Source organism: Sulfuriferula nivalis (genome assembly GCF_009937995.1).
In the GTDB taxonomy this organism is placed as follows: Bacteria; Pseudomonadota; Gammaproteobacteria; order Burkholderiales; family Sulfuriferulaceae; genus Sulfuriferula; species Sulfuriferula nivalis.
Map to the genome: position 1 here is coordinate 2,326,547 of NZ_AP021881.1, position 26,490 is coordinate 2,353,036.

General features: G+C 47.3%; 31 protein-coding genes, 2 tRNA genes and 1 pseudogene. 6 read left to right on the forward strand and 28 right to left on the reverse strand.

Annotation, left to right across the window (positions count from 1 at the left end):
* Positions 1 to 322 precede the first annotated feature (322 nt).
* Positions 323 to 1,624 (forward strand): sigma-54 interaction domain-containing protein, encoded by a 1,302-nt coding sequence (locus tag SFSGTM_RS11390; protein ID WP_162085269.1) that lies wholly within the window; start codon positions 323 to 325, stop codon positions 1,622 to 1,624.
* 25 nt (positions 1,625 to 1,649) lie between these two features.
* On the opposite strand, the gene SFSGTM_RS11395 is transcribed toward SFSGTM_RS11390, so the two are convergent.
* The 25 genes and pseudogenes from SFSGTM_RS11395 to SFSGTM_RS11520 all read right to left on the reverse strand — a co-directional run bounded on the left by SFSGTM_RS11395 (position 1,650) and on the right by SFSGTM_RS11520 (position 19,570).
* Positions 1,650 to 2,966, reverse strand: a complete 1,317-nt coding sequence (locus SFSGTM_RS11395) for a diguanylate cyclase domain-containing protein (protein WP_162085270.1) — start codon at positions 2,964 to 2,966, stop codon at positions 1,650 to 1,652.
* Positions 2,966 to 3,850 carry an ABC transporter substrate-binding protein gene (locus SFSGTM_RS11400; protein WP_162085271.1) on the reverse strand — a complete coding sequence of 295 codons (885 nt, stop codon included), beginning with the start codon at positions 3,848 to 3,850 and terminating at the stop codon, positions 2,966 to 2,968. The genes SFSGTM_RS11395 and SFSGTM_RS11400 overlap by 1 nt, the downstream gene beginning before the upstream one ends.
* A 25-nt stretch (positions 3,851 to 3,875) precedes the next feature.
* Complete coding sequence (locus tag SFSGTM_RS11405; RefSeq protein WP_162085272.1) at positions 3,876 to 5,807, reverse strand: TonB-dependent receptor plug domain-containing protein; 1,932 nt, start codon at positions 5,805 to 5,807, stop codon at positions 3,876 to 3,878.
* Between the two features lie 172 nt (positions 5,808 to 5,979).
* Positions 5,980 to 6,567 carry a YceI family protein gene (locus SFSGTM_RS11410; RefSeq protein ID WP_162085273.1) on the reverse strand — a complete coding sequence of 196 codons (588 nt, stop codon included), beginning with the start codon at positions 6,565 to 6,567 and terminating at the stop codon, positions 5,980 to 5,982.
* A 127-nt stretch (positions 6,568 to 6,694) separates the two neighbouring features.
* Positions 6,695 to 7,990, reverse strand: a complete 1,296-nt coding sequence (locus SFSGTM_RS11415; protein WP_162085274.1) for a porin family protein — start codon at positions 7,988 to 7,990, stop codon at positions 6,695 to 6,697.
* Positions 7,991 to 8,061: 71 nt separating this feature from the next.
* Positions 8,062 to 8,535: a hypothetical protein gene (locus SFSGTM_RS11420; RefSeq protein WP_162085275.1), complete on the reverse strand. Its 474-nt coding sequence runs from the start codon at positions 8,533 to 8,535 to the stop codon at positions 8,062 to 8,064.
* Positions 8,532 to 9,473: an FAD:protein FMN transferase gene (locus SFSGTM_RS11425; protein ID WP_162085276.1), complete on the reverse strand. Its 942-nt coding sequence runs from the start codon at positions 9,471 to 9,473 to the stop codon at positions 8,532 to 8,534. The genes SFSGTM_RS11420 and SFSGTM_RS11425 overlap by 4 nt, the downstream gene beginning before the upstream one ends.
* Positions 9,470 to 10,015 (reverse strand): FMN-binding protein, encoded by a 546-nt coding sequence (locus SFSGTM_RS11430; RefSeq protein ID WP_162085277.1) that lies wholly within the window; start codon positions 10,013 to 10,015, stop codon positions 9,470 to 9,472. Before SFSGTM_RS11430 ends, SFSGTM_RS11425 begins: the two co-directional genes overlap by 4 nt.
* Before the next feature lie 9 nt (positions 10,016 to 10,024).
* On the reverse strand, positions 10,025 to 10,921 hold the full coding sequence (locus tag SFSGTM_RS11435) for a DUF6662 family protein (protein WP_162085278.1): 897 nt from the start codon (positions 10,919 to 10,921) through the stop codon (positions 10,025 to 10,027).
* A 72-nt stretch (positions 10,922 to 10,993) separates the two neighbouring features.
* The gene (gene hemP / locus SFSGTM_RS11440; protein ID WP_162085279.1) at positions 10,994 to 11,176 is read right to left on the reverse strand and encodes a hemin uptake protein HemP; all 183 of its coding nucleotides are present in this window, start codon (positions 11,174 to 11,176) and stop codon (positions 10,994 to 10,996) included.
* A gap of 241 nt (positions 11,177 to 11,417) precedes the next feature.
* The gene (locus tag SFSGTM_RS11445; RefSeq protein ID WP_162085280.1) at positions 11,418 to 11,633 is read right to left on the reverse strand and encodes a YMGG-like glycine zipper-containing protein; all 216 of its coding nucleotides are present in this window, start codon (positions 11,631 to 11,633) and stop codon (positions 11,418 to 11,420) included.
* Positions 11,634 to 11,683: 50 nt separating this feature from the next.
* Positions 11,684 to 12,298, reverse strand: a complete 615-nt coding sequence (locus SFSGTM_RS11450; protein WP_162085281.1) for a hypothetical protein — start codon at positions 12,296 to 12,298, stop codon at positions 11,684 to 11,686.
* A gap of 58 nt (positions 12,299 to 12,356) precedes the next feature.
* Positions 12,357 to 12,479 carry a CsbD family protein gene (locus SFSGTM_RS11455; protein WP_332836244.1) on the reverse strand — a complete coding sequence of 41 codons (123 nt, stop codon included), beginning with the start codon at positions 12,477 to 12,479 and terminating at the stop codon, positions 12,357 to 12,359.
* Between the two features lie 350 nt (positions 12,480 to 12,829).
* Positions 12,830 to 13,945 (reverse strand): IS91 family transposase, encoded by a 1,116-nt coding sequence (locus tag SFSGTM_RS11460; protein WP_162083488.1) that lies wholly within the window; start codon positions 13,943 to 13,945, stop codon positions 12,830 to 12,832.
* Positions 13,942 to 14,777: pseudogene (locus tag SFSGTM_RS11470) on the reverse strand (tyrosine-type recombinase/integrase). The gene SFSGTM_RS11460 and the pseudogene SFSGTM_RS11470 overlap by 4 nt, the downstream one beginning before the upstream one ends.
* Positions 14,767 to 15,015: a CsbD family protein gene (locus tag SFSGTM_RS11475; RefSeq protein WP_162085282.1), complete on the reverse strand. Its 249-nt coding sequence runs from the start codon at positions 15,013 to 15,015 to the stop codon at positions 14,767 to 14,769. Before SFSGTM_RS11475 ends, SFSGTM_RS11470 begins: the two are co-directional and overlap by 11 nt.
* A gap of 242 nt (positions 15,016 to 15,257) precedes the next feature.
* Complete coding sequence (locus tag SFSGTM_RS11480) at positions 15,258 to 15,701, reverse strand: hypothetical protein (RefSeq protein ID WP_162085283.1); 444 nt, start codon at positions 15,699 to 15,701, stop codon at positions 15,258 to 15,260.
* 320 nt (positions 15,702 to 16,021) lie between these two features.
* Positions 16,022 to 16,098 (reverse strand) — tRNA-Asp (locus SFSGTM_RS11485).
* 57 nt (positions 16,099 to 16,155) lie between these two features.
* Positions 16,156 to 16,231: transfer RNA gene (locus SFSGTM_RS11490), tRNA-Glu, on the reverse strand.
* A gap of 16 nt (positions 16,232 to 16,247) precedes the next feature.
* Entirely contained in the window at positions 16,248 to 16,445 is a 198-nt protein-coding gene (locus tag SFSGTM_RS11495) for a hypothetical protein (protein ID WP_162085284.1), read from the reverse strand.
* Between the two features lie 92 nt (positions 16,446 to 16,537).
* Positions 16,538 to 16,942, reverse strand: coding sequence for a protein YgfX (locus SFSGTM_RS11500; RefSeq protein WP_332836256.1), 405 nt, complete (start codon positions 16,940 to 16,942; stop codon positions 16,538 to 16,540).
* Entirely contained in the window at positions 16,942 to 17,286 is a 345-nt protein-coding gene (locus SFSGTM_RS11505; protein WP_198420550.1) for a hypothetical protein, read from the reverse strand. Before SFSGTM_RS11505 ends, SFSGTM_RS11500 begins: the two co-directional genes overlap by 1 nt.
* 53 nt (positions 17,287 to 17,339) lie before the next feature.
* Positions 17,340 to 18,254, reverse strand: coding sequence for a lipoate--protein ligase family protein (locus SFSGTM_RS11510; protein ID WP_162085287.1), 915 nt, complete (start codon positions 18,252 to 18,254; stop codon positions 17,340 to 17,342).
* A gap of 74 nt (positions 18,255 to 18,328) precedes the next feature.
* On the reverse strand, positions 18,329 to 18,742 hold the full coding sequence (locus SFSGTM_RS11515; RefSeq protein WP_162085288.1) for a hypothetical protein: 414 nt from the start codon (positions 18,740 to 18,742) through the stop codon (positions 18,329 to 18,331).
* A 21-nt stretch (positions 18,743 to 18,763) separates the two neighbouring features.
* Positions 18,764 to 19,570: a cytochrome C assembly family protein gene (locus SFSGTM_RS11520; RefSeq protein WP_162085289.1), complete on the reverse strand. Its 807-nt coding sequence runs from the start codon at positions 19,568 to 19,570 to the stop codon at positions 18,764 to 18,766.
* Positions 19,571 to 19,650: 80 nt separating this feature from the next.
* Between SFSGTM_RS11520 and ffh the strand changes: the two genes are divergently transcribed.
* The gene (ffh, locus tag SFSGTM_RS11525; RefSeq protein ID WP_162085290.1) at positions 19,651 to 20,994 is read left to right on the forward strand and encodes a signal recognition particle protein; all 1,344 of its coding nucleotides are present in this window, start codon (positions 19,651 to 19,653) and stop codon (positions 20,992 to 20,994) included.
* Positions 20,994 to 21,293, forward strand: a complete 300-nt coding sequence (locus SFSGTM_RS11530; RefSeq protein ID WP_162085291.1) for a DUF4936 family protein — start codon at positions 20,994 to 20,996, stop codon at positions 21,291 to 21,293. Before ffh ends, SFSGTM_RS11530 begins: the two co-directional genes overlap by 1 nt.
* On the opposite strand, the gene queF is transcribed toward SFSGTM_RS11530, so the two are convergent.
* The 3 genes from queF to SFSGTM_RS11545 form a co-directional block, all read right to left on the reverse strand.
* The gene (gene queF / locus SFSGTM_RS11535) at positions 21,278 to 22,114 is read right to left on the reverse strand and encodes an NADPH-dependent 7-cyano-7-deazaguanine reductase QueF (RefSeq protein ID WP_162085292.1); all 837 of its coding nucleotides are present in this window, start codon (positions 22,112 to 22,114) and stop codon (positions 21,278 to 21,280) included. The two genes, SFSGTM_RS11530 and queF, sit on opposite strands and share 16 nt — an antisense overlap.
* 13 nt (positions 22,115 to 22,127) lie before the next feature.
* Positions 22,128 to 23,078, reverse strand: coding sequence for a CAF17-like 4Fe-4S cluster assembly/insertion protein YgfZ (gene ygfZ, locus SFSGTM_RS11540; protein WP_162085293.1), 951 nt, complete (start codon positions 23,076 to 23,078; stop codon positions 22,128 to 22,130).
* Positions 23,079 to 23,164: 86 nt separating this feature from the next.
* Complete coding sequence (locus SFSGTM_RS11545) at positions 23,165 to 23,398, reverse strand: hypothetical protein (RefSeq protein ID WP_179954404.1); 234 nt, start codon at positions 23,396 to 23,398, stop codon at positions 23,165 to 23,167.
* Positions 23,399 to 23,688: 290 nt separating this feature from the next.
* On the opposite strand from SFSGTM_RS11545, the gene glyA reads away from it, so the two are divergent.
* Genes glyA through ribD form a run of 3 tightly spaced genes read left to right on the forward strand, consistent with a single transcriptional unit; the run spans position 23,689 to position 26,488 of the window.
* Positions 23,689 to 24,936 carry a serine hydroxymethyltransferase gene (glyA, locus tag SFSGTM_RS11550; protein ID WP_162085295.1) on the forward strand — a complete coding sequence of 416 codons (1,248 nt, stop codon included), beginning with the start codon at positions 23,689 to 23,691 and terminating at the stop codon, positions 24,934 to 24,936.
* Positions 24,936 to 25,394, forward strand: a complete 459-nt coding sequence (gene nrdR, locus SFSGTM_RS11555) for a transcriptional regulator NrdR (RefSeq protein ID WP_162085296.1) — start codon at positions 24,936 to 24,938, stop codon at positions 25,392 to 25,394. The genes glyA and nrdR overlap by 1 nt, the downstream gene beginning before the upstream one ends.
* Positions 25,395 to 25,396: 2 nt before the next feature.
* Positions 25,397 to 26,488, forward strand: a complete 1,092-nt coding sequence (gene ribD, locus SFSGTM_RS11560; protein WP_162085297.1) for a bifunctional diaminohydroxyphosphoribosylaminopyrimidine deaminase/5-amino-6-(5-phosphoribosylamino)uracil reductase RibD — start codon at positions 25,397 to 25,399, stop codon at positions 26,486 to 26,488.
* Positions 26,489 to 26,490: the final 2 nt, after the last annotated feature.

Below are 26,490 nucleotides of genomic sequence, written 5' to 3' on the forward strand. Positions count from 1 at the left end.
AAATAACTGATATCACTATCAACACCATGCGACTTATCATCACACAACATCAAACCCATATTACGACTTCTACTTTGCAAAGCGCATGCCAAGTTATGACAGAAAAACAAATAAATTCTTACATAAAAAATATTGTTCAATAAAAACAAAATGTTAAATATTTAAGTGATTTAAATTACACACAAACACAAACAGATATTCGTGCATATAAGGATATTGATATATTTAATTAACACTAAACCACCTGCTATTTGTGTCAATTTTGACAAAACTTACACACCATTCCCATGTAAAATGTCATTTTTGTCAGCAGGCTTTCATCATGACTATACATACACAACTTGCCGAGCTGTTGTCCTATATCGATAGTCAGGCAGAACCAAGAATAGTGTTCGACAAAGATTACACTATCATCGCCGCCAATAAGGCCTATCGCGCCACCTATGGGGACAACCGTTCACTGGTCGGACGACACTGTTATGAAGTCTCACATCACTACACCCGCCCGTGCGATCAAGCCGGTGAAGCCTGCCCTCTCAAATCCGCCACCCAGACAGGGAATCCACAACGGGTACTCCATATACACCACACACCACGAGGGGAAGAACATATTGATGTCGAACTCAGCCCTATCCGCAATGCCAATGATGAAATCGTCTATTACGTAGAGATGATGCGCACTGTACGTCAAGCCAGCACTCGACCAGACAAGCGCGGGCTGGTTGGCCGTTCCAGCGAGTTTAATAAAATGCTGGGACTGATTGAACGTGTAGCAACATCGGACGCAGCAGTGGTATTACTGGGGGAGTCTGGCACTGGGAAAGAATTAGTCGCACAAGCAATACACGACAGCAGCCACCGTAAACTCGGACCGTTTGTGCCAGTTGACTGTTCAGGCGTCACTGACACTTTATTTGAAAGCGAATTATTCGGCTATGAAAAAGGCGCGTTCACGGGCGCAAATCAACGCAAACAGGGCTTAGTAGAATCGGCCAGTGGCGGCACATTGTTTCTGGATGAAATTGGCGATATCCCGCTCAGCTTACAAGTAAAACTATTACGCTTGCTCGAATCCGGTACTTATCGCCGGGTCGGTGGCATAGAACCGCTGCGTGCCGATTTCAGACTGGTATCAGCCACCCATCGCGATTTAAAAAGCATGGTCATGCAGGACACTTTCCGCAAAGACCTCTACTATCGCATCAGCACTTTCCCCATACACCTGCCCTCGCTAGTCGAGCGCCGCGAAGACATACCACTATTGGCCGAAACGCTGCTTGCACGTATACGTACCGACCGTCCATTCAAACTCAGTCAAGACAGCTTGAACTTGCTCGCCAGCTGTGACTTCCCCGGCAATATCCGTGAACTACGCAACATTTTAGAACGCGCCAGCTTACTTGCAGACGGCGACACCATACTGCCTGAACATTTAGATACGGAACTCGCAGCAAAAGCGGATTCGACTTCCGCTACCTTTATTGGTCAAGAAATTATTCCGCTGGATACATTAGAACAACATTACCTGCAATGGGCGCTGGCTCACTTTGGCACAGACAAAAAAACGCTGGCTTTGAAACTTGGCATTAGTGAACGAACCTTATACCGCAAGATTCAATCCTGAACAGATTCATGTCGCGAGCAAACCATCACTTATGTGATGGCATCTGGTATAAACACACTTGATTTCTGCCTTGTTCCTTAGCCTTATACATCGCTTTATCCGCACGAGTAAGGATATCATCTCGGCTCAACTCATCATCCAGAAATAGTGAGATGCCAATACTCGAAGTGCATTGATGCTCTATAATCCCACCCCCCTGCCCTGGCTCCACACAGCGAAGCTCATAGACGCGGGATAGGGCGATACGAATCTTTTCTGCGATAGCTACCACCTCTTCCACAGAAATGGCCGAGTCTGCCGTTAACTGACCAATGAGCACCACAAATTCATCACCACCAAATCGTGCCACGGTATCAATCGAACGGATACAGCTTGTGATGCGCCGAGCTGCTTCAATCAATAATAAATCACCACAAGCATGCCCATGAATATCATTCAGCGGCTTGAAATTATCCAGATCAATAAACATGATCGCGCCATAATTACCCGTACGATTACTCACTGATATCGCTTGCGCTAACCTGTCTTCCAGCATCCGACGGTTAGGTAACTGCGTCAGCGTGTCATAAAATGCCAATGACCGCAGCTGCATGGTGGCATCGTCTATACGCTGCTGCAAGATGGCGCGCTCATGCTGTAACTGCGACGCCATATCATTAATTCCTCGCGCTAAAGTAGCCAGCTCATTAATTTTAGTATCGATGCTTACCCGCATATCCAGATTGCCTGCCCCAATATCACGTACAGCGTCACTTAATACACCTATAGGTGTAGCAATACGCCGACTGCTTAAATACACCAAATAAAATACCACTATCAAAAAGATGATAGTTACCGCAACAGCCAACCACAGCAATTGCAATTTCAATCTATGTATATGGGCCCAACTCATTTCCACTATAACTGTACCTATCTGCTTAGGCTGGGGTTTATCATCCGCATCATCCAGCGTCACTTGCGTGGCATTAATTGATTCATAAATTTTCAGATACCTGTCACTTCCAGATAACGTCCCTAACTTACTGGAGACATTCCTGCCTGCTTTGTGTAGCACAACCAAAGTTTCATTATGTTCATTCAATATCGTTACTGCACTCACATCATCTTGTTGCAACACTCCCTGCGCTATATTTTCCAGAAAATCCTGATTATTTGCATAAACCCCATATTCACTGCTGGAAGCAAGTTGATGTGCTATCAAATGCCCCCTTACCGACAAGTCCTGATCCATACTCTGGAATCGATCATGTAAAAAGAAAAACGCCATGCTCACTGCCATCACCAGCAGCGGCACCAACGTCAGCCAGGCAACATAGTTGCGTATGTGATAGGTTCTTCGCATCACCGACCTCTTTCTTTTGTGCTATCCATCTGCAGCTTCACCATTTCAGCTGACTGTATGGGCACAGATAATGTACGTGCGACTTCGGGATTAACTGCAACAGTAAATAATGACGGATATTGTGGTTCAGGTAATTGATGGGTCTGAGCAAACGCTAAGGTCACTGTGCTTGCTTGTGCGGCTATTTGTTCAGGCGTAGAAAATACGGCGCTCAGCGCCCCGGCATTAACATAAGCTTGTGATAAACCAATTAGAGGGACGCCATGACGATAAGTGGTCAGTAGAATATTACGAATGTTGTAACTGCTATATATTTCGCTATCCGGAACAGCCAGCAACACATCACTACTATCCAGTAACGTATCCAGATTGACGAACAATCCATCTGGAGCTTTAAGTATTTGCGATTCAAGTTCCAGACCTCGATGCGACAAAGCCTTACTTAAACTGGCCATATCAAGATTAAGTGGCGCGCTGTAAAGCACACCGACCTTAGTTGCGCTGGGCAATACCACATGGATCAATTCGACCTGTCGCTCCCAGGGCTGATCCAGATAAATTGCCGAAATACCCTTGCTATGACGCAGCTTTAATAATGACTCCTCATAACTGCGCCTAGGCAACATGACTGCCAATATTGGGGATGCTGATTTGGCAGCAACCAATTCACTCGCTTTTACTCCGACAGAAATGACGAGATCATTTTTTTTGGAATTATCATAACTGCCTGCCTGCGGCTGCACTTCAACCTGCATGGTATTGGGCAGATTTTGTAAAAGTGCTCGAGCAAAGGCTTGGTAAGGTGCCGCATCACTACTGAGCACAACCAGTACACGCAGGCTTTCCGCCTTAGCCGTAGCAGGTAATAAACCTGCCAGGCACAAGCAGGCATACAAAAAGATAGGAAGCTTAAAAAGCCACTGAGGTCGTAACAAATGCACGGCGATTGAACTGATTTGCAACGGTATAATCAATGTAAGGGTCACCCGACAGATTCTGAACCACCAAAGCCACCTCTGCCTGATGCCCCGCCCTGTCGAACTTAAACTGCTTGGACACCCTGAAATCTATCCGTCGCGTAAACTGTTGCTGATCGGTAATACCTCGGTCAATAGACAGCATTCTGCCTTGCTGATAGTAACCCATACTGAACGCAACATGATTAGTCCACATTTTTGAATATAAAGCGCTGACCATATGCTTAGGCATAGTACCACTGTAATCGCTGGCATAAGGTAATTTCACATTGCTGCTCATCAGCTGAAATGTATAATTAAAGGTAAGCAGATTATGATCGCCCCAGTGATGCTTGGTCGTTACTTCAACCCCATGATGTTGGGCATCAAACAGATTACGGAAATCCTTGGGCGCAAGATCAGTTTCATAAATAATATCGTGCAATTGATCCTGGTAAATACGCACATCGACAGTCATCCCATACTGAGGGAATTCACCCAAGTAGCCAATCTCTTGTGACAACAACCTTTCTGGGCGCAGATGACCAGTCGCCAGATAGAATGTGTAATCAACGGGTGGCGGGAAATAGTAATCAGCACGTTCTTCATACACTGAAGGATTACGATAGGCCTCTGAAACACCGAATCGCAGCGTATGTCTCGGTGCCAATTTATAAATCAAGGCAACACGTGGCGACAGATTCATCTGCCCAAGGCCGCTATCTTCCAATAATGCACCGGTATTCAACAACCACTTAGGTGTCATGCGCCACTCATCACTTGCAAACAAAGTAGACGAGTTGACAGTTTGCTCGGTCAGGAATCTACTCGGCGCCCATGTCCAGTCACGACGCACCGAAGCCCCCCATACGAAACGGTTAGTGAGCGAGGTATGTATCGTATGCTGAAACTCCAGATCATCTCGTGTATTGGTATAGCTATCACTCAATGGCAATACAGGTTCCAGGGTATTAAATACATTCTGATAAATATGGTAGTACTGTAACTTGAACTCATCACCACCACCCAGACTGCGCAACCAGGTAATTTGCGCAAAATTCTCGGTATCGTGCTTATCATGAGGAAAATCCGGAGGATTATCGACGGAACCATCCCCCCGGGGACCTTCAGTGTAGCCCAATTGAAAATCAACACTATCTACGCCATTGGGATGATAATTGCCACGAAAATTAAATAAACGTGTTTTGTGACTGTCATAGTTATCGCCGTACTCATACTTATTTGCATCGTAACCAGTATCGCTGTGATAACCAAGACTGATACGATAATCTAAGGTATCACCGCGCTTACCCGCACGAATAGAAGCATCGCCAATTCCCCCATTCCCTTTGGTCGCACTGGCCTCAAATCCCTGCATATCCCCTGCATCACGAGTAACAATATTAATCACCCCCTGAGTAGAGTTACCACCATACGATGCAGCAGCGGGTCCACGTATCACCTCTATACGCTCTATGTCCCCAACCTGCAGTGGCAAATCGGCCCAATTAACAGCACCGATTGGCGGCATGAATATCGAACGACCATCTACCATCACTTGCATGCGTCTGGCCGAGTCATCTGTCGTACCATGATAAGAGACTATGGGCGCAGTACCTGAAAAATAACTGACATACATGCCAGGAACCAATCTGAATAGATCAGCCACATTACGAAAACCTGAAGCTTTAATCATCTCTCTGTCAATAACCGTCATGGCATTAGATGCTTCGGCCAAAGGTTGAGACATGCGCGACGCGGTCAATACCACAGGAAGATCCTGCAGGAAATCTGACTCGCTCGGCTCATCGGCCGCATAAGCATAACCGCTAGTCAGTAAGGTTAAAATGATGGCAATGTAGTGTCGCTGTCGATGATTTCGCATAGTTATTTCGGCATTTTCTAAAACACCATGTGATATTTATTATGCGATCAGTTTACAACGAGTTTTTTGATAGGTATGTAGGCAACAATAGCCCATTACCAAAAGACAGAATCCATAAAAATACTGCTGATAAAACCAACTCCTACTGCATCACTCAGCAGGAGTTTTCATTCTAATGCTTGAAAATCAAATCGAATGTCACGGGTACAGCTGCCGAAATCACAGGTAAATTAGCAGCTTCACGCAACTTCTCAATTCCAGCTGCCAGATCATACAAATCGGCATTGAGAATAATCGGCATCTTGGTCACCACTTGAATTTGATCATCGCTCAGTTTCACCATACTCAACATGGCTTTTGTATCTTGCACCTTACCATGCATAGTCAGCTTACCATTCACAGGCATATCCAGCGTCGCACCCACTTTCAGCGCAGCGACTTTGCTCATGTCAATTTGCCCATCAAATTCTGCCGTTGGAAATTGTGCAATCTCAAACAGCATAGACTTTAATCGCTCGTTGCGAATGTCAATTTGCGTCTCAACACTGGATAAATCGATGACCAAATGTATGTTGCCTGCATCACTGACCTCGCCCATCAGCTTTTTAAACTGATGCACTTCAGCAACACTGGTTTTTTTGATACTGATAAAGTTTAAATTTGAGTGCTCGTTGTCCAACTGCCACTGAGCATAAGCAGGGGTAACCAGCAACGTTGCTATCAGACCACTCAACAAGCCCAATTGATGAATTTTGTTCATATACATCTCCTTAAGTTAACCGACAAATCTTGCGCGACTAACACCTACACAATTATCGCCATTATTACTGACAAACATTAACTTAACAAGACAGTGCGCAGCATCCCTGCTGCGCACCAGAGATTAATCAGAACATCCAGCCCACACCCAAATCGAAGCGATCTTTTGCACTATCGGTCTTATAGCTTTGCCAATCCGTTTTAAACACAACTTCACGAGTCAAGTTGAAATTCGCACCCAGCGTTGTCACTGTTTCATCGTTCAGCGGATTTGCTGTGTATCCCGTATCCACACTAGCTTGCGTATTATATTTTTCATAGCGTACAAATGGCGTTAAGCGCATCTCATCCTTTTTCCATACAGGGTAGGCGGCTTGTCCATACCAGCCGTAAAACGCTTTAGGTGCAGCCTCATAGGGAGCAGTCCCAGTATAACTTGCAGAGGCTGCAGCATTAATTGCCTGCGTATCACCTAAAGCACCACGCGCATACAACGCCTGCAATGCCAGTTCACCAATATTGTATTGGGCGTGTACATCCCACAGGGTGAGTCTTGCATTCACCCCTTGCAATGCCGCACTTGGAGTTGCACCATTCCCGTCTTGACCTGTATTGCCTGTAAACAAACCACCGCCTAACAACCAGCCTGGCTGACGATAATTCAATCCTGCATACACCGCCAGATTATTTGCTGCAGCCTGACTGGCCTCTCCATGCATGTCTTTGATGCCATAAGCAGCACTTCCTGCATATTTACTCGCATCAAAACCACTGGAAATACCCACGTTATATTCCAGCGAGTTGTCTAAAACCTTACCTTGCAAGCCTATCCCTGCCTCACGCCAGGTCGATGGAATAATCCGTGTTTCTACTTCGTTACGGAACACACCATAGTAAGTCGGCGGCTCATGTTTTTCATTCAATATACCCAGCGGCATCAGCATCAAACCAGCGCGCAGATTAGCTTGCGGCAACAAGTTATACTCGATATACGCCTGTTCAATTTCCGCCTCACCTTTGTCATCAGCACTGGCAACGGCATGCTCAATTTCAAATTCTGAATACAGGCGTAACCTATCGTTAAACTTATGTCCAAAAAACAACACAAAACGATTCAAATCTATCTGATCCGGGTTAGTACTCTGTTTGTAGTTGCTATAGCTCAATTCACCATAACCGCCTATGCTGGTATCGCTTTCGCTCGCGGGTGGCACCGCATCTGCTACCGCGGCTTTTACTGCGGTATCAACCTGCTTCTCACGCGCCAGCTTTTCCTCTGCCAGCTGCTGCTTCAGCACTAACATTTCCTGTTGCAATTGTTCCAGTTTCTGTTCCAAGCTAGCTGTCGACGTTTCGGCATGCGCATTCAACGTAACAGCAACCAGGGCGGCAATAGCACTCAATTTGAATTTAGTTGATTTCAAAATCATTTCCTTTATTAAGTTGTTTTACACGGCTGGCTGGCGATGATTTGCACTGGCTGGCAAGTTAAAAATCAATTTGATACTGGATGAAATACCGTGACACGGCGACGGCCTCGCCAAATATGCAACACCAGCATTACTGGCAGCGCCAATCCAGCTATCCAATGCAGCAATGGCAGCCAGGCATCATTTTCATCACTGCTGAAGTAATACAGGGCATAGCCAGTCAAGCTTAACCATAGCAACATCAAGCTTAACCCCAGCCCGGCAAATCGATTCTTGCGTAAATGCCAGGCACGGCGTACGTGATTAGGCAGCGCCGAGCCTATTGCCACCAGCACGGCAAATGCCATCAACCCATGCAGTCGTAACCACCATATTTCCAGCGGATGCGCTGCCTCGCCGAACTCACCAGCGACACGCAAAAAATAATGGAAACCCAGCCACAGCGCACCAGACCCCCAAAGCAATACGAATACCGCATACAGAGCATACTTATGCAGCTTAGGGAAACGGATGGGTTGGGGCAGATGTGGAATATTCATGTGCTTAACCGTGTATGACCATGCTGGACATCATGGTTTTCAGTATCAAATAATTGACATGCACCCGTCGCAGCATCAGCTTCTATCATGATAGCGCGCGCATTAAATTGCTGTAGCACAGGCAACGCAGCAGCGGGATCCGCATTAACGACTTTGGTCAGCGCATCGGCTGTCATGCAATCGGCTGCCAGTACGGTTACGCTACGCCGCACACCCGCCGCTTGCCGCGTGTGTGGATTAATCAAAGGCGTGACCCAACGACCATGATAACGACGTTGGGCATAATAACCCGCAGATGTCGCCGCTGCACCAGTGGCAAGATCGACCAAAGGCAACAATTGCACAGGATCATCTGGGTGACGTGTATGGATAGTTTGGGTAACATCACCAAACACACGCAAATCACCGCCCGCATTGACCCGACCGCTCACCATTCCTGCGGATTGTAATGCCGCTATAGCGCAATCCACTGCGTAACCTTTCGCAATACCCGACACGTCTATGCGTAATTGCCGCGTAAGCCGAACCTGATTACCTGTCACTACAACATGCTGCCAATTGCCCTGTCCTGATATACGCGGCATCCCCTCGCGTTTGGGTAAAAATCCCAGTTTAGTCAACGTTGATGCGACACTGATATCAAACAAACCCGCGCTGGCTTTTGCAAATTGGTACGCTGCCGTTAATACTTCGGCCGTCTGCGCATTGACTGTGACTGCATATTTATATGCTTCACGATTAATCAGCGAAATATCAGAATCGTCGGCATGATAGCTCATCAGATGATGCACTTGTTCAACAGCCTCAAACGCCAGCGATATTGCACTTTGCACCGCATCGGCATGCGTTCCCGTTGCAGCAATTTCCACCAGCGTTCCCAATAATGGTCGCGCGCGTACGCACTCAACTGGCTGATTTACGATAACGCGAGCATTCATTTCAGGACTGCTGCATAAGTCGCCAGCAAGCGCTTCACGCCGTCAGTCATATGTTTACATGACAGAGTCGCGCCACTGATATTTTTGATGTCTTCATCGAGCTTGAGCGTATCACCCGCTTTTTTGCCGACAAATTGCGCACGCCATTTGGCATTATTTACCTCACTGCCATGCGTTTCACGATAATCCAGTATCTCCACACCTTTAACAGCGCCATCAGTACCTATTGCCACGGTATAAGTAATAAACTCATGCTTGCCATAGACCTCGTCGAGCAAAAACCAGCCTGCGGGTTTACCCGCCTGACTTACCATCCAGGCCTTCACTTCATCCACACGCACATGCACTCCCGAACTGGCCTCGATTGCCGCCTTTTGTTCTGCGCTCAAGGTAATGACTTTGGCCTCAAATTTATCTGCGCTGGGAAACAGCACCTTTTGCGCTTGCTCTACAGTCATATACTGCATCGCAAAAGCCGGGGCAGTCACCGCAGCAGGAATAATCAATGCAGGTACCATTAACCAACGGTCTAAATTTTTCATCAGCTATCCTTAGAAATTAAAGCCAACTTTCACCCGAAATTCTTGCTTGGTCTTTTCTATCAAATGCAAACTGGTGTCGATTTGACCCGGGTAGGTCTCGAAACCACCTCCCACCAACTGCGGCAACCAGGTTGCCGTCACCCACCAGTCTTTTGCACCATAATGCACACTTGGTCCAGCTTGCACTGACCAACGTTCACGCCCGACTTCTGTCTCATATTCAGAATCATACAAGGCTTCTGCACCCACGTACCAGTTCGCTGCAACGCGGTAAGACAAGCCCGTCCCGGCCAGAACACCAATTTCCATTTCTGGTGTAGTTGGCCACTGCTCTTGCGTCAGTGTCATTCCGTCTATCGGCAAACGCACAGCATAAGTCGACTCCAGCCCAACGTTCCCTACCCAAATCAACTGATCATCCAAAAAATTCTTTTGTGCCAACAGCCAGGTTTCTACCGTATATTTATCTTTCCGCTGCCCGGAATGCGGATCCCGTTGCGTATAAGCACCGGAAACATAGGCCGCCAAACCAAAACCATCTTTCACCGGACTGAGGAAATTATATTTAGCCGACAATTCCACTCCTGAGAACTGCAAGCCAGTATTGTTATCCGCCGGAATATAACCATCGATACTTAAGCCCTGCACATTCACTGACTGAGCCAAAATATAACCTGCCGCAGTAAATCTATCCGTCACACCATACTCAACTTCAGTTTTACTATCATAAGCGGTATAACTGCCCTCGCCCTTATCCCAGCGTCGAGTCAGGTGCTGCACTAATTCTGTTGCGCCTTTAGGTAACGTTTCCGCACCTTTTAAATATCCAAACAACGCTTCATCAGCTTGCGCGCTCACCACCCCCATACCACCAGCAATCACAGCCATCGCCCATACTTTTTTCATTACTCACTCCCTTACAAATCAGTCAAAATTTTGGCTGGCTTGCTCGGCAATGAGCTGGCTGGCTAGTTGTATTTACTTCGTCAAAATTAATTTTCCATTGCGTGTACGCCGTAAGCGATATTGTTCACCCTGATGCATGATCAATACCTCATCCCGCTTATCAAATAACATATCACTAGTGATCACAGATGGCACCAGCTTATGAGCATCCAGCCATCCGTGCCGAAGTTCAGGTTTAACACTGACTGAATTCATGACGTTTTGATTTTGCAATTGATAATGATTCGCATTATAAAGATAATTAATATTTTTGCAAGAAAAATTAAAATTACAAAACATGCGCGGATTAAATTAGATAGCGTTGAGAAACTACAGGACTACGAATGCAGCCTGTTTTATACGAATATCAATCGGTATCACAAGCAGTCGTACACCAACCTGGAGTTGATGAACCAAAACCTGTCTGTGAGCCGATTAATAATTAGAACATAATTAATTACTTGGTAACTTCGTGACCAATAACACCGCCAACGGCTGCACCACCTACCGTACCTACTGCGCTACCACCAGTCAGAACAGCCCCACCTACCGCACCAACACCGGCGCCGATTGCTGTGTTTTTATCCTGATTCGACATACCAGCACAACCAACTAAGCCCAGCATTACCGTAGCTAGTACACCCGTTACTGTTAATTTTTGAATAGCGTTCATTTTGAGTACCTCTATGTTAATTAATGTCAGGTAAATTCCTGAAATGAATATTATTGGCCGTATTTAATCTTGGCTGCACTGGAACAGTTATCTTTTGCGTCCCCAGCCAGAGCATCACATTTTTCTTTTGCTACAGCATAATCCGCATCACGTTTGTTTGACGCAGCATCCTGCCGGGCTTCGCTTCCAACTTCCTTTGCTTTCATTTGCGCCTCATTAGATTTGTCATTGGCGGTGGCATTAGCCTCTGAGGTAGTCAAATTTGCTTTAGCATTTGATTTTGCAGTGACAAGTGCTGCTTTTGCTTCCTTGACGCAGACATCTTTGACATTGCCAGACTTGTCATCACATCTTTCATCCGCTACGGCATAATCAGCTTTTGCCTGAGCAATTAACACTTCATAGCGCGTCTTTTTTGAGGGTTTATAATTCGCCTCGAGTTGCGCTATCGCTACACTTTTTTTGCCCTTTGCATCAACCATGCATATATCCTTGGCATTGCCTGCAGATGAACTGCAATTTAATTTAGCCGCCTTATATTCTGTCGAGATTTTTTGTTCTGCGGCTTTATATTCGGTCTTCGACATATTCTGAGCAGCCGCTGTACCCACGCTACAAACAAGACTGATTGCGAGCGCAATTACACTGATATTGATATTTTTCATAAATTCATTCCTTAAATTAAATGTTTTAAAACTTGCTCTCTCGAGCAGCAGTTAGTGTTTATTGAAGATGATCTTTTTGACTGGCTTGCCAGGCAGAAATCTGCTTTTCAGTCTCATCTTTGGTAATACCGTAGAGTTCCTGTATCTTGCCAGAAAGCCGCTCGCGCTTATCTGCAATCACGTCCAGATGACTGTCATCAAGCTGCCCCCACTGTTGTTGAACGAATAAGGTTAGATTGTGATCGCGAAGCGAGCCACAATCTGAACCGTTTGTTGGACAAGCCCGGCATGGCTGGGGCGGGTGTTGCTTGAGCGCTTATGGAAATATCTTTTTGACTATGCTGGCATAACTGGACGCGTTACGCATCCCACCCGCCATTTCACGACCTTCACGTTGCCATTGCAGCAACTTATTCTATTCAACTCACCGTTTTTAGTCGGCTTTTCGGGCATGTTAACCCAATTTCAGCCTTCTTCAGGGCGAGCACGGCCATACCTGCCTAGTCTGGCAGGTGGGCGGTGTGGGCTGGTTTAGCGCATGGTCTCCCACCCTGTGTCATCTGCTCTGTGTTCCCGTTTTATAGATGGGGCTGATGTGGCTAGCGGTATCGCTTTGATACGTGTGCGCACTATCTTCATCACCCCACCGCAACATTGGCAACGTATCGCTGGTCTGGGTTGCGCTGGCGGCGGATTGTTCCGTCGCCATAGGTGGGTCAGCTGTAGCTGGGTGAGTAGTTTGCTATTGGGATGCAGGTAGCCAAAGTTGCGGGCGCGGCGGTAGCCTTTGGGCAGAATGTGTTGCAGTATCAGTCGCAGGAAGGCTACACCACTCAAGGTACGGGTTTCCATTTGTTTGGTTTGGCTGTTCCGGTAACGGAAGGTGACCTGACCATGCCGGTCGGAGAGGATGTCTTTCTCCTGTATCACCCCCCGATACAGATAGCGCCCAAGGTAGATCAGAGCGTGCTGTCCAGTGCCGACGGCTTTGCAATCCACCACCCAATCGGTCGGGTAATCGTTTGGCAGGGTGAGTCCTGCTTGTCTGATGCCTGCCAGTAATTTGGCACGAAATACTTTGGCCAGGGCTTTGTGGTTAAACAGGTAGTTGCCGTGTTTATGACGCATGCGTCGCTGTTTGGGGTTAAAGGCGACAGCGGGCATGACGAGATGCACATGGGGGTGATAGTCCAGTCGGCGGTTATGGGTATGCAGTACAGTCACCGCCCCTGCGCTGCCGCGCAGCTTGTTGTCGTTTTGGCTGAAGGTGTTGACTGTTTCCCACGCGCAGCGTGTGATCAAGTCATACATGACGCGCTGATGTTGCCAGGCCAGTGTGCGCAACTGGGCGGGCACGGTGAAGGTGAGCATGAAGTAGTTGGCGGGGATGGATTTGTGTAATTGCTGGTCTATCCAGCGCTGTGATTCGTGCGCCTGGCAATGCGGGCAATGCCGATGACCGCAGGAATGTGGCAGGTAGCTGGGTGTTTGACAATCATCACAGGCAAGTTGCATCCTCGGGCTCATCTGGCTACGGCAGGTTTGAAAGGCGGTTAAGGCAGCTTGCTGGCTGGGCAATAGGTGATGACCGTGTTGTGCAAGCAGTTTAGCTGCGTAGGTTGCTACGATGTGCGCCAGTCTGATCATTTGACTTTGCCCCAATGAATGTGGAATTTCTCCATTAATTGATTAAGGCGAGTGTGTGCGCTCTGATGGCGTTGTTCGGTGAGGTGGGTGTAGCGGATGGTGGTGAGGATGGACTGGTGTCCGAGTATCTGCTGAATTTCGAGTAAATCGATGCCAGCTTCTATCAGGTGGGTGGCATAGCTGTGGCGCAGGCTGTGTGGTGTAATTCTTTTTTTAAGCCACAGTCACGGGTCACTTGACCCAAGGTGGTCTGGATACCACCACGATCCAGCGGGGTGCGTGCCAAGTGCGATTTGGCAAGACCGCCGTGTCGATTAGGAAAGAGCAAGCTTGGGTTGCGATGGGTGAGCCAGAAACGGCGCAATACCTGCAAGGTGTTCTCTGATAACGGCACCAATCGATCACGGTTGCCTTTGGCGTTGCGTACTTGCACCCGCATCCGATCCGCATCGATATCCCCTACCTGCAAGCGTAAGCCTTCGCCTAATCGTAAGCCCAGGCTGTAGAGGGTGAAGAAGAATACGCGGTAGCTCAATACGCGGGTGGCCATGAAGATTTGTTGTGCCTGGGCGACGGTAATGATGTCGGGCAGGCTATATGACTTGGGTGGTTTAACCAGATCCGCACCTGGCCAGGGTTGGCTGAGTACATGGGCATAATAGAACTTCAGTCCATACAGATCATGTTTGAGCGTACTCCATGAATGGGTATCCAGGATGCGAACAAAATAGTCGGTTAATTGTGGCTTGGTGAGCGCGTCTATCTGGTCATTAAAATACACCGCTGCGCGCCGTACGCCGTGTGAATACAAGGCGATGGTTTTAGGCTGCATGCCTCTGAGCTTGAGGCAATTCAGCAGTCGCTGGTGATTGTGCTCGAAGTGCGCGGGGATGGGTGTGGGGGCTGTCAATGTCGTCTCCTCGTGGTACAGTAATCAAAATTCCATTGCTGGGGGAGACGAAATTATGCTGCGTAATTTGATGGTTCGGGAATATTTCTCCGCGATAGCGGCTTCGTTCAACATTGCCTTTAAGTTGTTTCCAATTACCTTCAATACGATCCCAGTTCATATACGTCTCCTTCTCAAAATTAAGTATCGTGACTGCCTACCCTGTACGAACATACGATGGCACTGCAGCCGTCCAGTGCCAATCCGATGAAGTGTATGACAGCAGTTTTTATATGTCTGTACGCTACCGCACCAATAAAAAAACCCTGCCTAAGCAGGGTTTATATTCGGTATCAACTGATTTGTTCTGACATCCATATCAACAGCAATATGAAATATTAGTCACAAAGTAATAATCACATTTTAATGATCACGCCCTTGCTGCTTACCGTTGCCATGATGGTCACTATTACCATTATCACGATGATCGTCACGGCGCTCATCATGCCCATTGTCATGATGATTACGTTGCTGATTCTGGTAATAAGGTACGTAATCATGTCGATACCAGTTGTCTTTCACAAAGTAAACTCGTTCACCGCAAGCATTGTATTTGCGGCAGTGCTTTTCCCAATGTTTAGTTTGACTAGCTGGTACGCGCAGATAAATAGGCGGGCGATCCCTTGATACTTGCTGGACTACCATAGGTTGACGATAGATGACTTGTGGAGGTGGATAGCCACCTATATCAAGCCGACCATAGAAACCTGGCTGACCGATACTAACTGAGACCCCGACGTCGGCAGCAAACGTTGGCGTGGCTATAGCTGCGGTGACGAGAGTTGCTGCAATTAAAAAACGTTTCATATGTCCCTCCTGATGTGAGTGAAACTACTAGACAAAATCCAGACCAATCTTAATTGGAATATAAATCAAGACTTTGCCATGGCTAACGATGCGATACTTGTTCACGCTGTCTTGTTGTAGAAGCAACATTTACAATCTGTATGATAACTACGTTTACCCGAAGGTTCCGTTCGGTAGCACACACAACGACGATAAGGTGTATGTTGATCTCAATTTAGAACGAGTTATACCAGCCAGTAAGCCAACTTAGATAAATTGCAGAACAAGCAGAAATAAAAAAAGGCATATAACTAATCAAGTTATATGCCTTTTTAATTTGTTGGCGGAGCGGACGGGACTCGAACCCGCGACCCCCGGCGTGACAGGCCGGTATTCTAACCAACTGAACTACCACTCCTTTACTAACCCTTAGGCTAGAAATTAAACAGGTTGCATCACTGCAACCCATTAAGATTGGCGTCCCCAACGAGATTCGAACTCGTGTTATCGCCGTGAAAGGGCGGTGTCCTAGGCCTCTAGACGATGGGGACCGTGTTTACTACAGCCTTACATTGTATCAGAATCTTTTGCCTTTGAAAACTGTGTCATCGTGACACCAACTAACAAAGCCGCAAAACCTGCTGGAATTATTGCGATCCAGATACTGGGTTCGCCATACTTCACCAAATCAATAAAACCAAAAATCAAGCCAACTATGGTTGAAATCAAACCCAGCCAGACCATCATTACACCGATTTTATGCATTTGCTAATCCAATGTTTAGCTATCTTATGTGACACTAATAAAACCAGCGCCGCAACATGAGAAGCAGGATTATACCTGCTTCAAAACGACTGTCAAGGCTTATCACGTAGCCAACGCAAGTGGATACGTAAATGACGATAATCATCTGCATCCAAGCTATCAGTCAACAAGGTCAGGAAATATGACAGTCCTGAGTCATCTCTAAACTTTACCACGGTCAATGGCAATGCAATAAAGGCAGATACCAGCTCTACCGACTTCCATACACCACGATCATGCAAGCGATAGCCTGTCTCTGACACAGCAATTGCCGTAATCAACGGCGCCTTTAATCTAAGATCATATAAACCCGCACTGCCCATGAGCACCACTATAGCCAAACTCGCCCACCAGACGAAAAACCATGCCATGACAAATACGGCTACACCATGTGCCACCAATACTGCCACCCGCAACTGCAATGAAGGTTTAAGTGGGATATCCAGAGCAACTATGATTAGTCACCCCAGCGATATTGATGACAAAATTGTGGCAAACGCTCAAGCATTTCATGCCGATCAAAAAACCGATCAGCCCGGTTCAGGCGAGCCTGATCACGTTCATCATCCGACCCACCAAAACAGAATATAGCAACATTCAGCATTAATTCCATACGTATCTTACGTATTGCATCCTGTGGATCAAAGTCATCTGTGAGTGTATCCAGATCCAGAAAAATAAATCGATATAGCAAAATCTGCTCAAATCCACCCAGCGCATCCAGATCCAGCGTCGTCACCATTTCCCAGCCATCAGGAACGGCAGCCTGCATACTGGCTTGCAAGGCTGTATCATTTGTCATTAATATAAACTTACGTTGCAGCCTTGCTGCGATAGTTGGTTGCGTCATCTTGGTTACTCTTCAGCAAAATAAGCTGTCAATAAAATCTGTTGTGCCAATAAACGCGCATCTTCAGCAATAACAAACTGATTTAATATTTCAATTAAAGCATCCGTGCTAGGTATCACTTCAAGTAGCGCCTGTTCAGGCAAGGCCGGAGCAACTGAGCATGCTATACGTACTATCGTTTGGCCATAAGTTAATATACGCACCCAGGTACCATCGAATTCACGCTCGGTTAAATAACTGCGTGCATTGATTTTAATACCATAAGGAATAAGTTTAGCTTGACGATCATCTTCAGGAATCAACTCATCACGGTATGATTCACGTGCGCCACGCTCATCGTCACGCAGGCATGCCTGCTCCCAACGCCATTCAAATATACCAGCAGCTGCCCTGCGATAAATCAGAGACAGCCAAGGCAATTCAGGCACATCAGCATAATCCGACCAGGTCGTCAGTGAAGCTTGCAAAGCTTCATCGAGCCACGCACGGAAACCCGCAGAAGGTACCGCAATTAACTGTGTAAACTCAGAGACAGGAAACTTCAGCAAAAAACTGGTACCAACCAGCCCAGCTGCACCTATGGTGGCGGCGCCGGTACCTGCTAACTTTTTGCCGTTCAACCAGACGTCCTGCCCCACCAATTCAGCATGCCAACCCATTTCTGCATACACTTGCAACATAGGCGCTAACACATGGGCATACCATGCCTGAGTACGTGTAGGGAAAAAATCCCGGGGCGCCACCAGCACCAGGCAGACTTGATTTCTATCCAGCCAAACACCGCCGCCACCCAAAGGACGACGGATTACAGGAACGGCCACGTCAGCGATCAATTCAGCCGCCATCGATTGATGCTGACCTAAACAAAAATGCGCAGCAGGCTGCCCCCAGATAACAACAGGGTCATCCCCTGCACGCATAACTTCTGCCACCCCCGCGTAAGTGGCATGATAATCTTCTGGGCTACACTCGCCTAAATCTATCCAACGGGCCTTTAATTGCTGGATGGTGTTTCTCCTGCAGGTGCAGCCGCATCATCTTTAAAAAACTTACCAAAATAGAAATCACGACGATTAAGCGCTTCCAGTTCCTGCGCTCGAGCCGACATACCTGCACGCATAATTTCTGCCAAATATTGACCTTGCTCGGCATCCAGCACATGAATTTCGCTTACCAGATCTTCATCCACATCAACAAAATGCGCTGCAAAGCCTTCAGGCGGCTGAACAAAAAGCAGCCAAGACTGACAGGTTTCATCTTCAGCATCCAACGGGCTCATCACTATCTTACCCAACCAAGCTAAACGTGCAGCCTGATTAAAATAACGTATATCCAGTTTTTTGCCTTTTTTATACTTATTTAGCTCATTTTTTAATGAGCCCACATCGGTAACTTTAATAGATTTCATTTTTATTCCTTAACAATCAATTTAGCGGTGTAAAACCACTTCCAAAACAAAACGACTCCCCACATAGGCGAGTAACAGCATCACAAATCCGAACCATGTCCACCGTACCGCGAGCTTACCGCGCCAGCCACGTAAACGTCGGCCGCCTAACAGTACAGCATAGATGATCCAGGAAAGCACGGCGAATACTGTTTTATGGTTCAACTCAGCTGGTTTATGGAAAATCTCCTCCGAAAACACCACACCTGTTACCAAAGTCAGTGTCAATAATGCAAAGCCTAGCCCCAGCAAACGAAATAACAAACTTTCCAGCGTCAGCAATGGCGGTAAATTAACTGTGAATTTTGTGTCTTGCACATGATGTAAACGACGCTCCACTACAGACATAAGTGTCGCATGCAGCGCAGCGATCGTGAATAAACTATATGCAAGTATCGCAATCAACAAATGCATGCGAAATGCCAACAGCTCGGTATTCGCAAGCAAATGCGTGGAAGGCACCAGCAATGGCAACCACACCACCACAGCAGCTATCCCCGCCAGCGGTGCATTCAACGCCTCCATACGCGAGTGAAAACTGCTTAACCAGTAAATCAGGATAGTCAGCACTATCACCATAGAAACCACATTACCCATGCCTAACTGCATGCCATCTGGCATCACTGTAGACTCGGTTAGCAAAATTACATGCGGTATCAGCGGCAATAACAATACATAAGATTCCCACGTAGCAACATGACCAACACCACGCCAACGCGTGCGCCAAAAATGCCATCCCACAACGGCATAGAGCAAACTTACAAGTGGATAAAGCCAGTTGATACTCATCTGAGGTAAAATAGGCGAAATGTGAAAAGCAAAGTTTACATCATATCCTCAACATTTTGGCGAACTATGGAACATTACCCATGTTAGAAAACCTTACTACACGCCTAGCCTCAGTCATTAAAAACATACGTGGCCAAGCCCGTTTAACCGAAGACAATATTCAGGATGCACTGCGCGAAGTACGTATGGCATTGCTCGAAGCTGACGTTGCTCTCCCTGTAGTTAAAGACTTCATCAACGATGTAAAACAAAAAGCGCTAGGCGTCGAAGTATTACAAAGCCTCACACCAGGACAGGCATTCATCGGCGTCGTACACAATGAGCTGACAGCGCTCATGGGTACAACGCATGTGGGCATTAATCTGGCAACCACGCCACCAGCCATCATTTTAATGGCGGGCTTACAAGGCTCGGGTAAAACCACCAGCAGCGGCAAACTGGCAAAATTACTGACCGAACAAATGAAGAAAAAGGTGCTGTTGGTCAGTTGTGACGTTTACCGCCCCGCCGCGATAGAACAGCTAAAAACACTAGCTTCCCAACTCGGCGTAGATTTCTTCCCCTCTACCGGCGAACAGAAACCGCTAGATATCGCGCTCGCCGCACAGGATTATGCAAAGAAACATTATCATGACGTGCTCATCGTCGATACCGCGGGTCGCTTAGGTATAGACGAAGTCATGATGAACGAGATTAGTGAGCTGCATCGCTCACTCAATCCGGTTGAAACACTTTTTGTCGTTGACGCCATGCAAGGACAGGACGCCATTAACACTGCGCGCGCGTTTAACGACACCCTGCCCCTCACGGGTATCATCCTCACCAAACTGGATGGAGATTCACGCGGTGGTGCAGCATTATCTGTGCGTCACGTTACCGGCAAACCGATCAAATTTATTGGTGTGGGTGAAAAACTCACGGGTCTTGAAGCCTTCCACCCTGAACGCATGGCTTCACGCGTACTGGGTATGGGTGACGTACTCTCCCTCATCGAAGATGCACAACGCAACGTCGATCACGCTGAAGCAGCGCGCTTTGCCGACAAAATCAAAAAAGGCAAAGGCTTTGATCTGGAAGATTTCAAAGCGCAAATCCAGCAAATGCGCAAAATGGGCGGCATCTCCGCACTGATGGATAAACTGCCAGGCGCCGCTGGAGCAGCCATACCCGCAGGCGCTGATGAGAAAGCTGTCAACCGCATCGAAGGCATCATTAACGCAATGACGCCGCAAGAGCGTAGCAAACCAGAAATACTCAAAGCTTCACGTAAGCGTCGCATTGCAGCTGGCGCAGGCGTTTCCGTGCAAGAAGTCAACCGCCTGCTCAAGCAATTTGAACAAGCCCAAAAAATGATGAAAATGATGTCTAAAGGCGGTTTATCAAAAATGATGCGCGGTATGAAAGGCATGATGCCGGGAATGTGATGCTCAATTACTATATCTACTACCGCGTACTGACCGACGATCCAGACACCGAACGTCAAATACGCGGCATGCAAGCCAGATTAGGCTGTCGCACTGGCGTGCACGGCAGCCTGCTTAAACGGCAGGATGACACCTTAACCTGGATGGAAGTTTACCCCAGCATCAATGATCAAGCGGCATTTGATCTGGCGCTTAAACAGACGCTGAGCGAATTTGATATAGAAATATTCATCAACGGCAAACGTGTAACCGAATGCTTCATCGGAGAATCAGCACAGCCTGATCATTGTCGTGCATGACGCAAGTTAGATGGCAAACCACCCACACTAAAATTTGTACGCCAGGGATTAATATCCAGACCACCACGCCGAGTATAACGCGCGTAAACTGACAGTTTCAACGGATGGCAATGACGCATAATATCTACGAATATACGTTCCACGCACTGCTCATGAAATTCATTATGGTTGCGGAAACCTATTAAATAACGCAACAAACCCTCTGGCTCGATAGGTGCCCCTACATACTGTATCTGCACCGTTGCCCAATCCGGCTGCCCTGTCACCAGACAATTTGATTTTAATAAATGCGAGATATAAGTTTGCTCTACCGTTTCCGTATCGGTTCGCACCTGCAGCAATTCAGGATTAGGTTCATAACTATCGACCTCGATATCCAATCGATCTAACAACTCACCAACCAGTTCGCCCATGGCCATCTGCCCAAAATCCTCGGGCAAAGTTAGCCGTACTTGGACAGGCGCACCCACAACAGCCCCAATATCAGCACGTAAGCGTGCAACCAAGGCATCAGGGCTCTCTATTCGCGTCTGATTATATGAGTTCAAATACAACTTAAACGACTTAGATTCGACAATATTGGGCGTATCTGCCGGCACAATAAAAGTTGCAATCGCCACTTGCGGCTTACCCCGTGAATTCAGCCAGGATAGTTCGTAGGCATTCCAGATATCAGCCCCCATAAATGGCAAATCGCCCTGCACCCCAATTTCATCACGCTTCAGCTGCCGAGGAATGGCAAAAAGCAGACTAGGGTCATAATTCACTTGATAACAAGTGGGTTTACCAAGCGGCGCACCAATCAGGGAAGTATCGGTCATAAAATATAAGTGTTTATAGCGAGTAAGGTAAGTCTTGCAGGCTCAGCAATGCCCCATCCAAAGACTTCAAGTGCAGTGGTTGCGTTGCCACACTACTAATCTGCATCACCACCAGCGCATCCCAACCTCCTTCAGGTGCGGGTTGTGCATTGACCACCATACCCATCGCCTGCCCTTCCATATCAGGACTATAAATCTCATCCCCTTCAGCCATTACCTCATTACTATGCACTAAGTACATCCGGCGTTTGAGCTTACCCAAATACTGGGTTCGAGCAACGATTTCTTGTCCGGTGTAACAACCTTTCTGAAAGTTCACACTATTGGTCAAATCAAAGTTCACCATTTGTGGCACAAATTGCTCTTGTGTTGCCAAAGTGATAGTAGGTACACCAGCACGGATTTCCAGCCATTGCCAGTACCCCGCGTCTACCGAGACAGCATGTTGTTGCGACAACTGCGCCAACAAATTATCCCTATCGGCAACAGGTGCAATAATTTGATAACGTTCCGCGTTGAAACGAATGACCAGATTCGCCCCTGCCTCAGCAGTTTTCATATCAGCTTCTGGCATACAACCCGTAACGGCATTAACAATTTCTGCAGCACGATGGCCAGCTACCCCGATCCGTACCACCTCACCACATGCATCACGCGTTTTGACCTTAGCACGCAAAATGTACATAGATAAACGTTTTTGCAAAGAGGGTTGCAATTCGGCAGCCAACTGCAAATAAGTACTATCTGCTTGTTGCCACAACAAGAAACTACCTAACAAACGCCCCTTAGGTGAACAAAAGCCGCTGTATTGCGCTTGCTGCTGCGTTAACTGGCGCGCATCGTTGGTAAGCTGCCCTTGCAGAAAAGTGGTGGTATCGTCGCCTTGAAAGGCAATTAATCCAGCATTGGAAAGCTCGGCATAAACAGCCTGTGTTGCGAGTGCATCAGTATATGCGTGTGACATGTGAGTTTTTGTAGAATGAAATGAAGATAATGCATTCTACCTAAAAACAGCGCCCTAAAAAGTGCAGGCGATAAAAAAGCCGACCATCAGGCCGGCTTTTTTACAAATAAGAAGTTACTCTTATTTAGCAGCAGGTGCGGCAGCGTCAGCTGGAGCAGCAGCAGGTGCAGCAGCATCAGCTGGAGCAGCAGCTGGAGCAGCAGCATCAGCAGGTGCAGCTGGAGCAGCAGCGTCAGCAGCAGGTGCAGCTGGAGCAGCAGCTGGAGCTTCAGCAGCAGGAGCAGCATCAGCAGGTGCAGCAGCTTCTTCTTTTTTACCACAAGCAGTTAAAGTTAAAGCCATTAAAGCAGCGATCAGCAAGGAACGGGTCATTATATGAATCTCCAAAAATTTATAAATACAACAAAAAATCCAAATGCACACACCCTGTATAAAGCGTGAGCGTGGACAAACGAAGAATCTTATTCGTTCGTAGTAAAATTATACGCAATATTTTTTAATTGTGTACATCCGTTATTAAATAATTTCGCATATTAGCAACACTACACCATGTTAAAATGAAAAGAGTAGCTGTAATTAATAATTTTGACGATTTCTACAAGGATTTGCCATGTTTAGCCACAAAAACACAATAGCCGTTACCGACCCTGATTTATGGAAAGCCATGGAGGATGAGCGTGGTCGCCAGGAAGACCACATAGAACTGATTGCTTCAGAAAACTATACCAGCCCAGCGGTTATGGAAGCACAAGGCTCAGTGCTTACCAACAAGTATGCTGAAGGCTATCCTGGTAAGCGCTATTATGGTGGCTGTGAATTTGTAGACGTCGCTGAGCAATTAGCCATTGATCGGGTTAAAGCGTTATTCGGTGCAGAATACGCTAACGTTCAGCCACATTCAGGCTCACAGGCCAATGCAGCAGTTTATCTGGCCGTGCTCAAGCCAGGCGACACTATCCTGGGCATGTCTCTCGCACATGGCGGCCACTTGACCCACGGTGCATCAGTCAATTTCTCAGGCAAACTATTCAATGCTATTGCTTATGGCTTACACCCTGAAACTGAAGAAATTGATTACGACGAAGTTGCTCGCTTGGCTCTGGAACACAAACCGAAAATGATAGTTGCAGGCGCATCTGCTTATTCATTAGTCATAGACTGGCAGCGTTTCCGCGATATCGCAGATAGCGTAGGCGCGTATTTATTTGTCGATATGGCGCATTACGCAGGTTTGGTTGCTGCGGGTGTTTACCCTAGCCCTGTTGGCATTGCTGACTTTGTTACTTCCACAACACACAAAACCTTACGTGGCCCTCGTGGTGGTTTGATTTTATCGCGTGCCGAATTTGAAAAACAGCTCAATTCCAGCATTTTCCCTAGCACCCAGGGTGGCCCGTTAATGCACGTGATTGCTGCTAAAGCAATTGCATTCAGAGAGGCCATGGGTGACGACTTCAAAACTTATCAAACCCAAGTCATTGCCAATGCACGCATCATGGCGAATACCTTAATTAAGCGTGGATTACGCATTGTTTCAGGCCGCACTGATTCGCATTTATTCCTGCTGGATTTGCAATCCAAAAACATCACAGGCAAAGATGCAGAAGCTGCATTAGGTTTGGCACACATTACGGTAAACAAGAATGCCATTCCAAATGATCCACAAAAACCATTTGTAACTTCTGGAATACGTATCGGCACTGCCGCGATGACGACACGCGGGTTTGGTGCAGCCGAAGCAGAACAATTGGCGAATTTAATTGCTGACGTATTGGATGCACCTGCCGATCAAGCGGTGATTGCTCGTGTTGCCCAAGATGCTCAGGCCATGTGTAAGCGTTTTCCTGTTTACGGCTGATGAAATGCCCGTTTTGCTCATCGTTTGACACCCATGTCCTTGACTCACGCGTTACGGACACGGGTGATGCTGTGCGCAGACGGCGCCGTTGTGCTGCTTGTGACAAACGTTTTACTACCTATGAAACGGCAGAATTACGTTTGCCACAAATTGTAAAAACCAATGCCAGTCGCGAAGAGTTCTCACCCGAAAAGTTGCGTGAAGGTTTCCGTCGTGCACTGCATAAACGTCCTGTCCCCACTGAATATGTCGATCAGGAAATCAACCAAATCGTCCAACATGTACTTGCATTAGGTGAACGTGAGATTCCTGCGCGCCAGGTTGGTGAAATGGTGATGCATGCCCTCAAACGTCTGGACAAAATCGCTTATATACGCTTTGCTTCTGTTTATAAAAGCTTTCAGGACGTTGATGATTTCCGTGACGTACTAAGAGACTTAGACAAGACTGAAAAATAACCATGTGGACGAGTGCAGACTACAGCTACATGGCGCATGCCCTGCAACTCGCCGAGCGCGGCCTTAACACCACCTCACCCAATCCCCGCGTAGGCTGCGTCATCGTCAACCATGGGCGTATCGTAGGTGAAGGCTGGCACCAGCGCGCAGGCGAAGCTCACGCAGAGGTTCACGCCCTGCTTGCCGCAGGCGAACATGCGCGTGGTGCAACAGCTTATGTCACTTTAGAACCCTGCAGCCATTTTGGACGAACACCTCCCTGCGCGGATGCGCTGATACATGCAGGTGTAAGTCGCGTTATCGCCGCCATGCAGGATCCCAATCCGCAAGTCGCAGGCAATGGTCTGGCACGTTTACAAGCAGCAGGCATTGCTACCAGCAGCGGCTTGCTCGAGGCACAAGCACAGCAACTCAATCGCGGTTTTATCCAACGCATGACACTCAAACGACCTTGGATCACGCTTAAAACAGCTGCCAGTCTGGATGGCAAAACCGCACTGTCATCTGGCGAAAGCAAATGGATAACAGGTGGGCCAGCACGCTTGGATGTACACCGCTTACGTGCACGCTCGTGTGCTATCCTCACCGGCATAGGTACTGTACTGGCTGACGACCCCAGTTTAAATGTGCGTGACATAGCAACCACACGCCAACCACTTAAAATCATCGTCGATAGTCAATTACGCACGCCACTACACGCCACCATCTTAAAACAGCCAGGCACTATCATTGCGCACAATTGCACTGACATGAGCAGGCAAACCGCATTAATTGCAACCGGCGCGGAATTAATCCATGTCGTTGATGAAACACCTCAAATCAATTTACCCGCACTCATGGTTTTTCTTGCTCAGCGCGGTATCAACGAAATCATGACCGAAGCGGGTGCCATACTTAACGCCGCATTGATACAAGCTGATTTAGTTGACGAATGGGTGATGTACGTTGCACCAACACTACTCGGCAATGATGCTCGTGGCCTATTTGCCTTACCGCAGCCCGACAACATGGCCGCACGCCGCAAACTAAACCTCACCGACACCCGACTCATCGGCACTGATTTACGCATCACAGCACAATTCACAAGGGATTAACA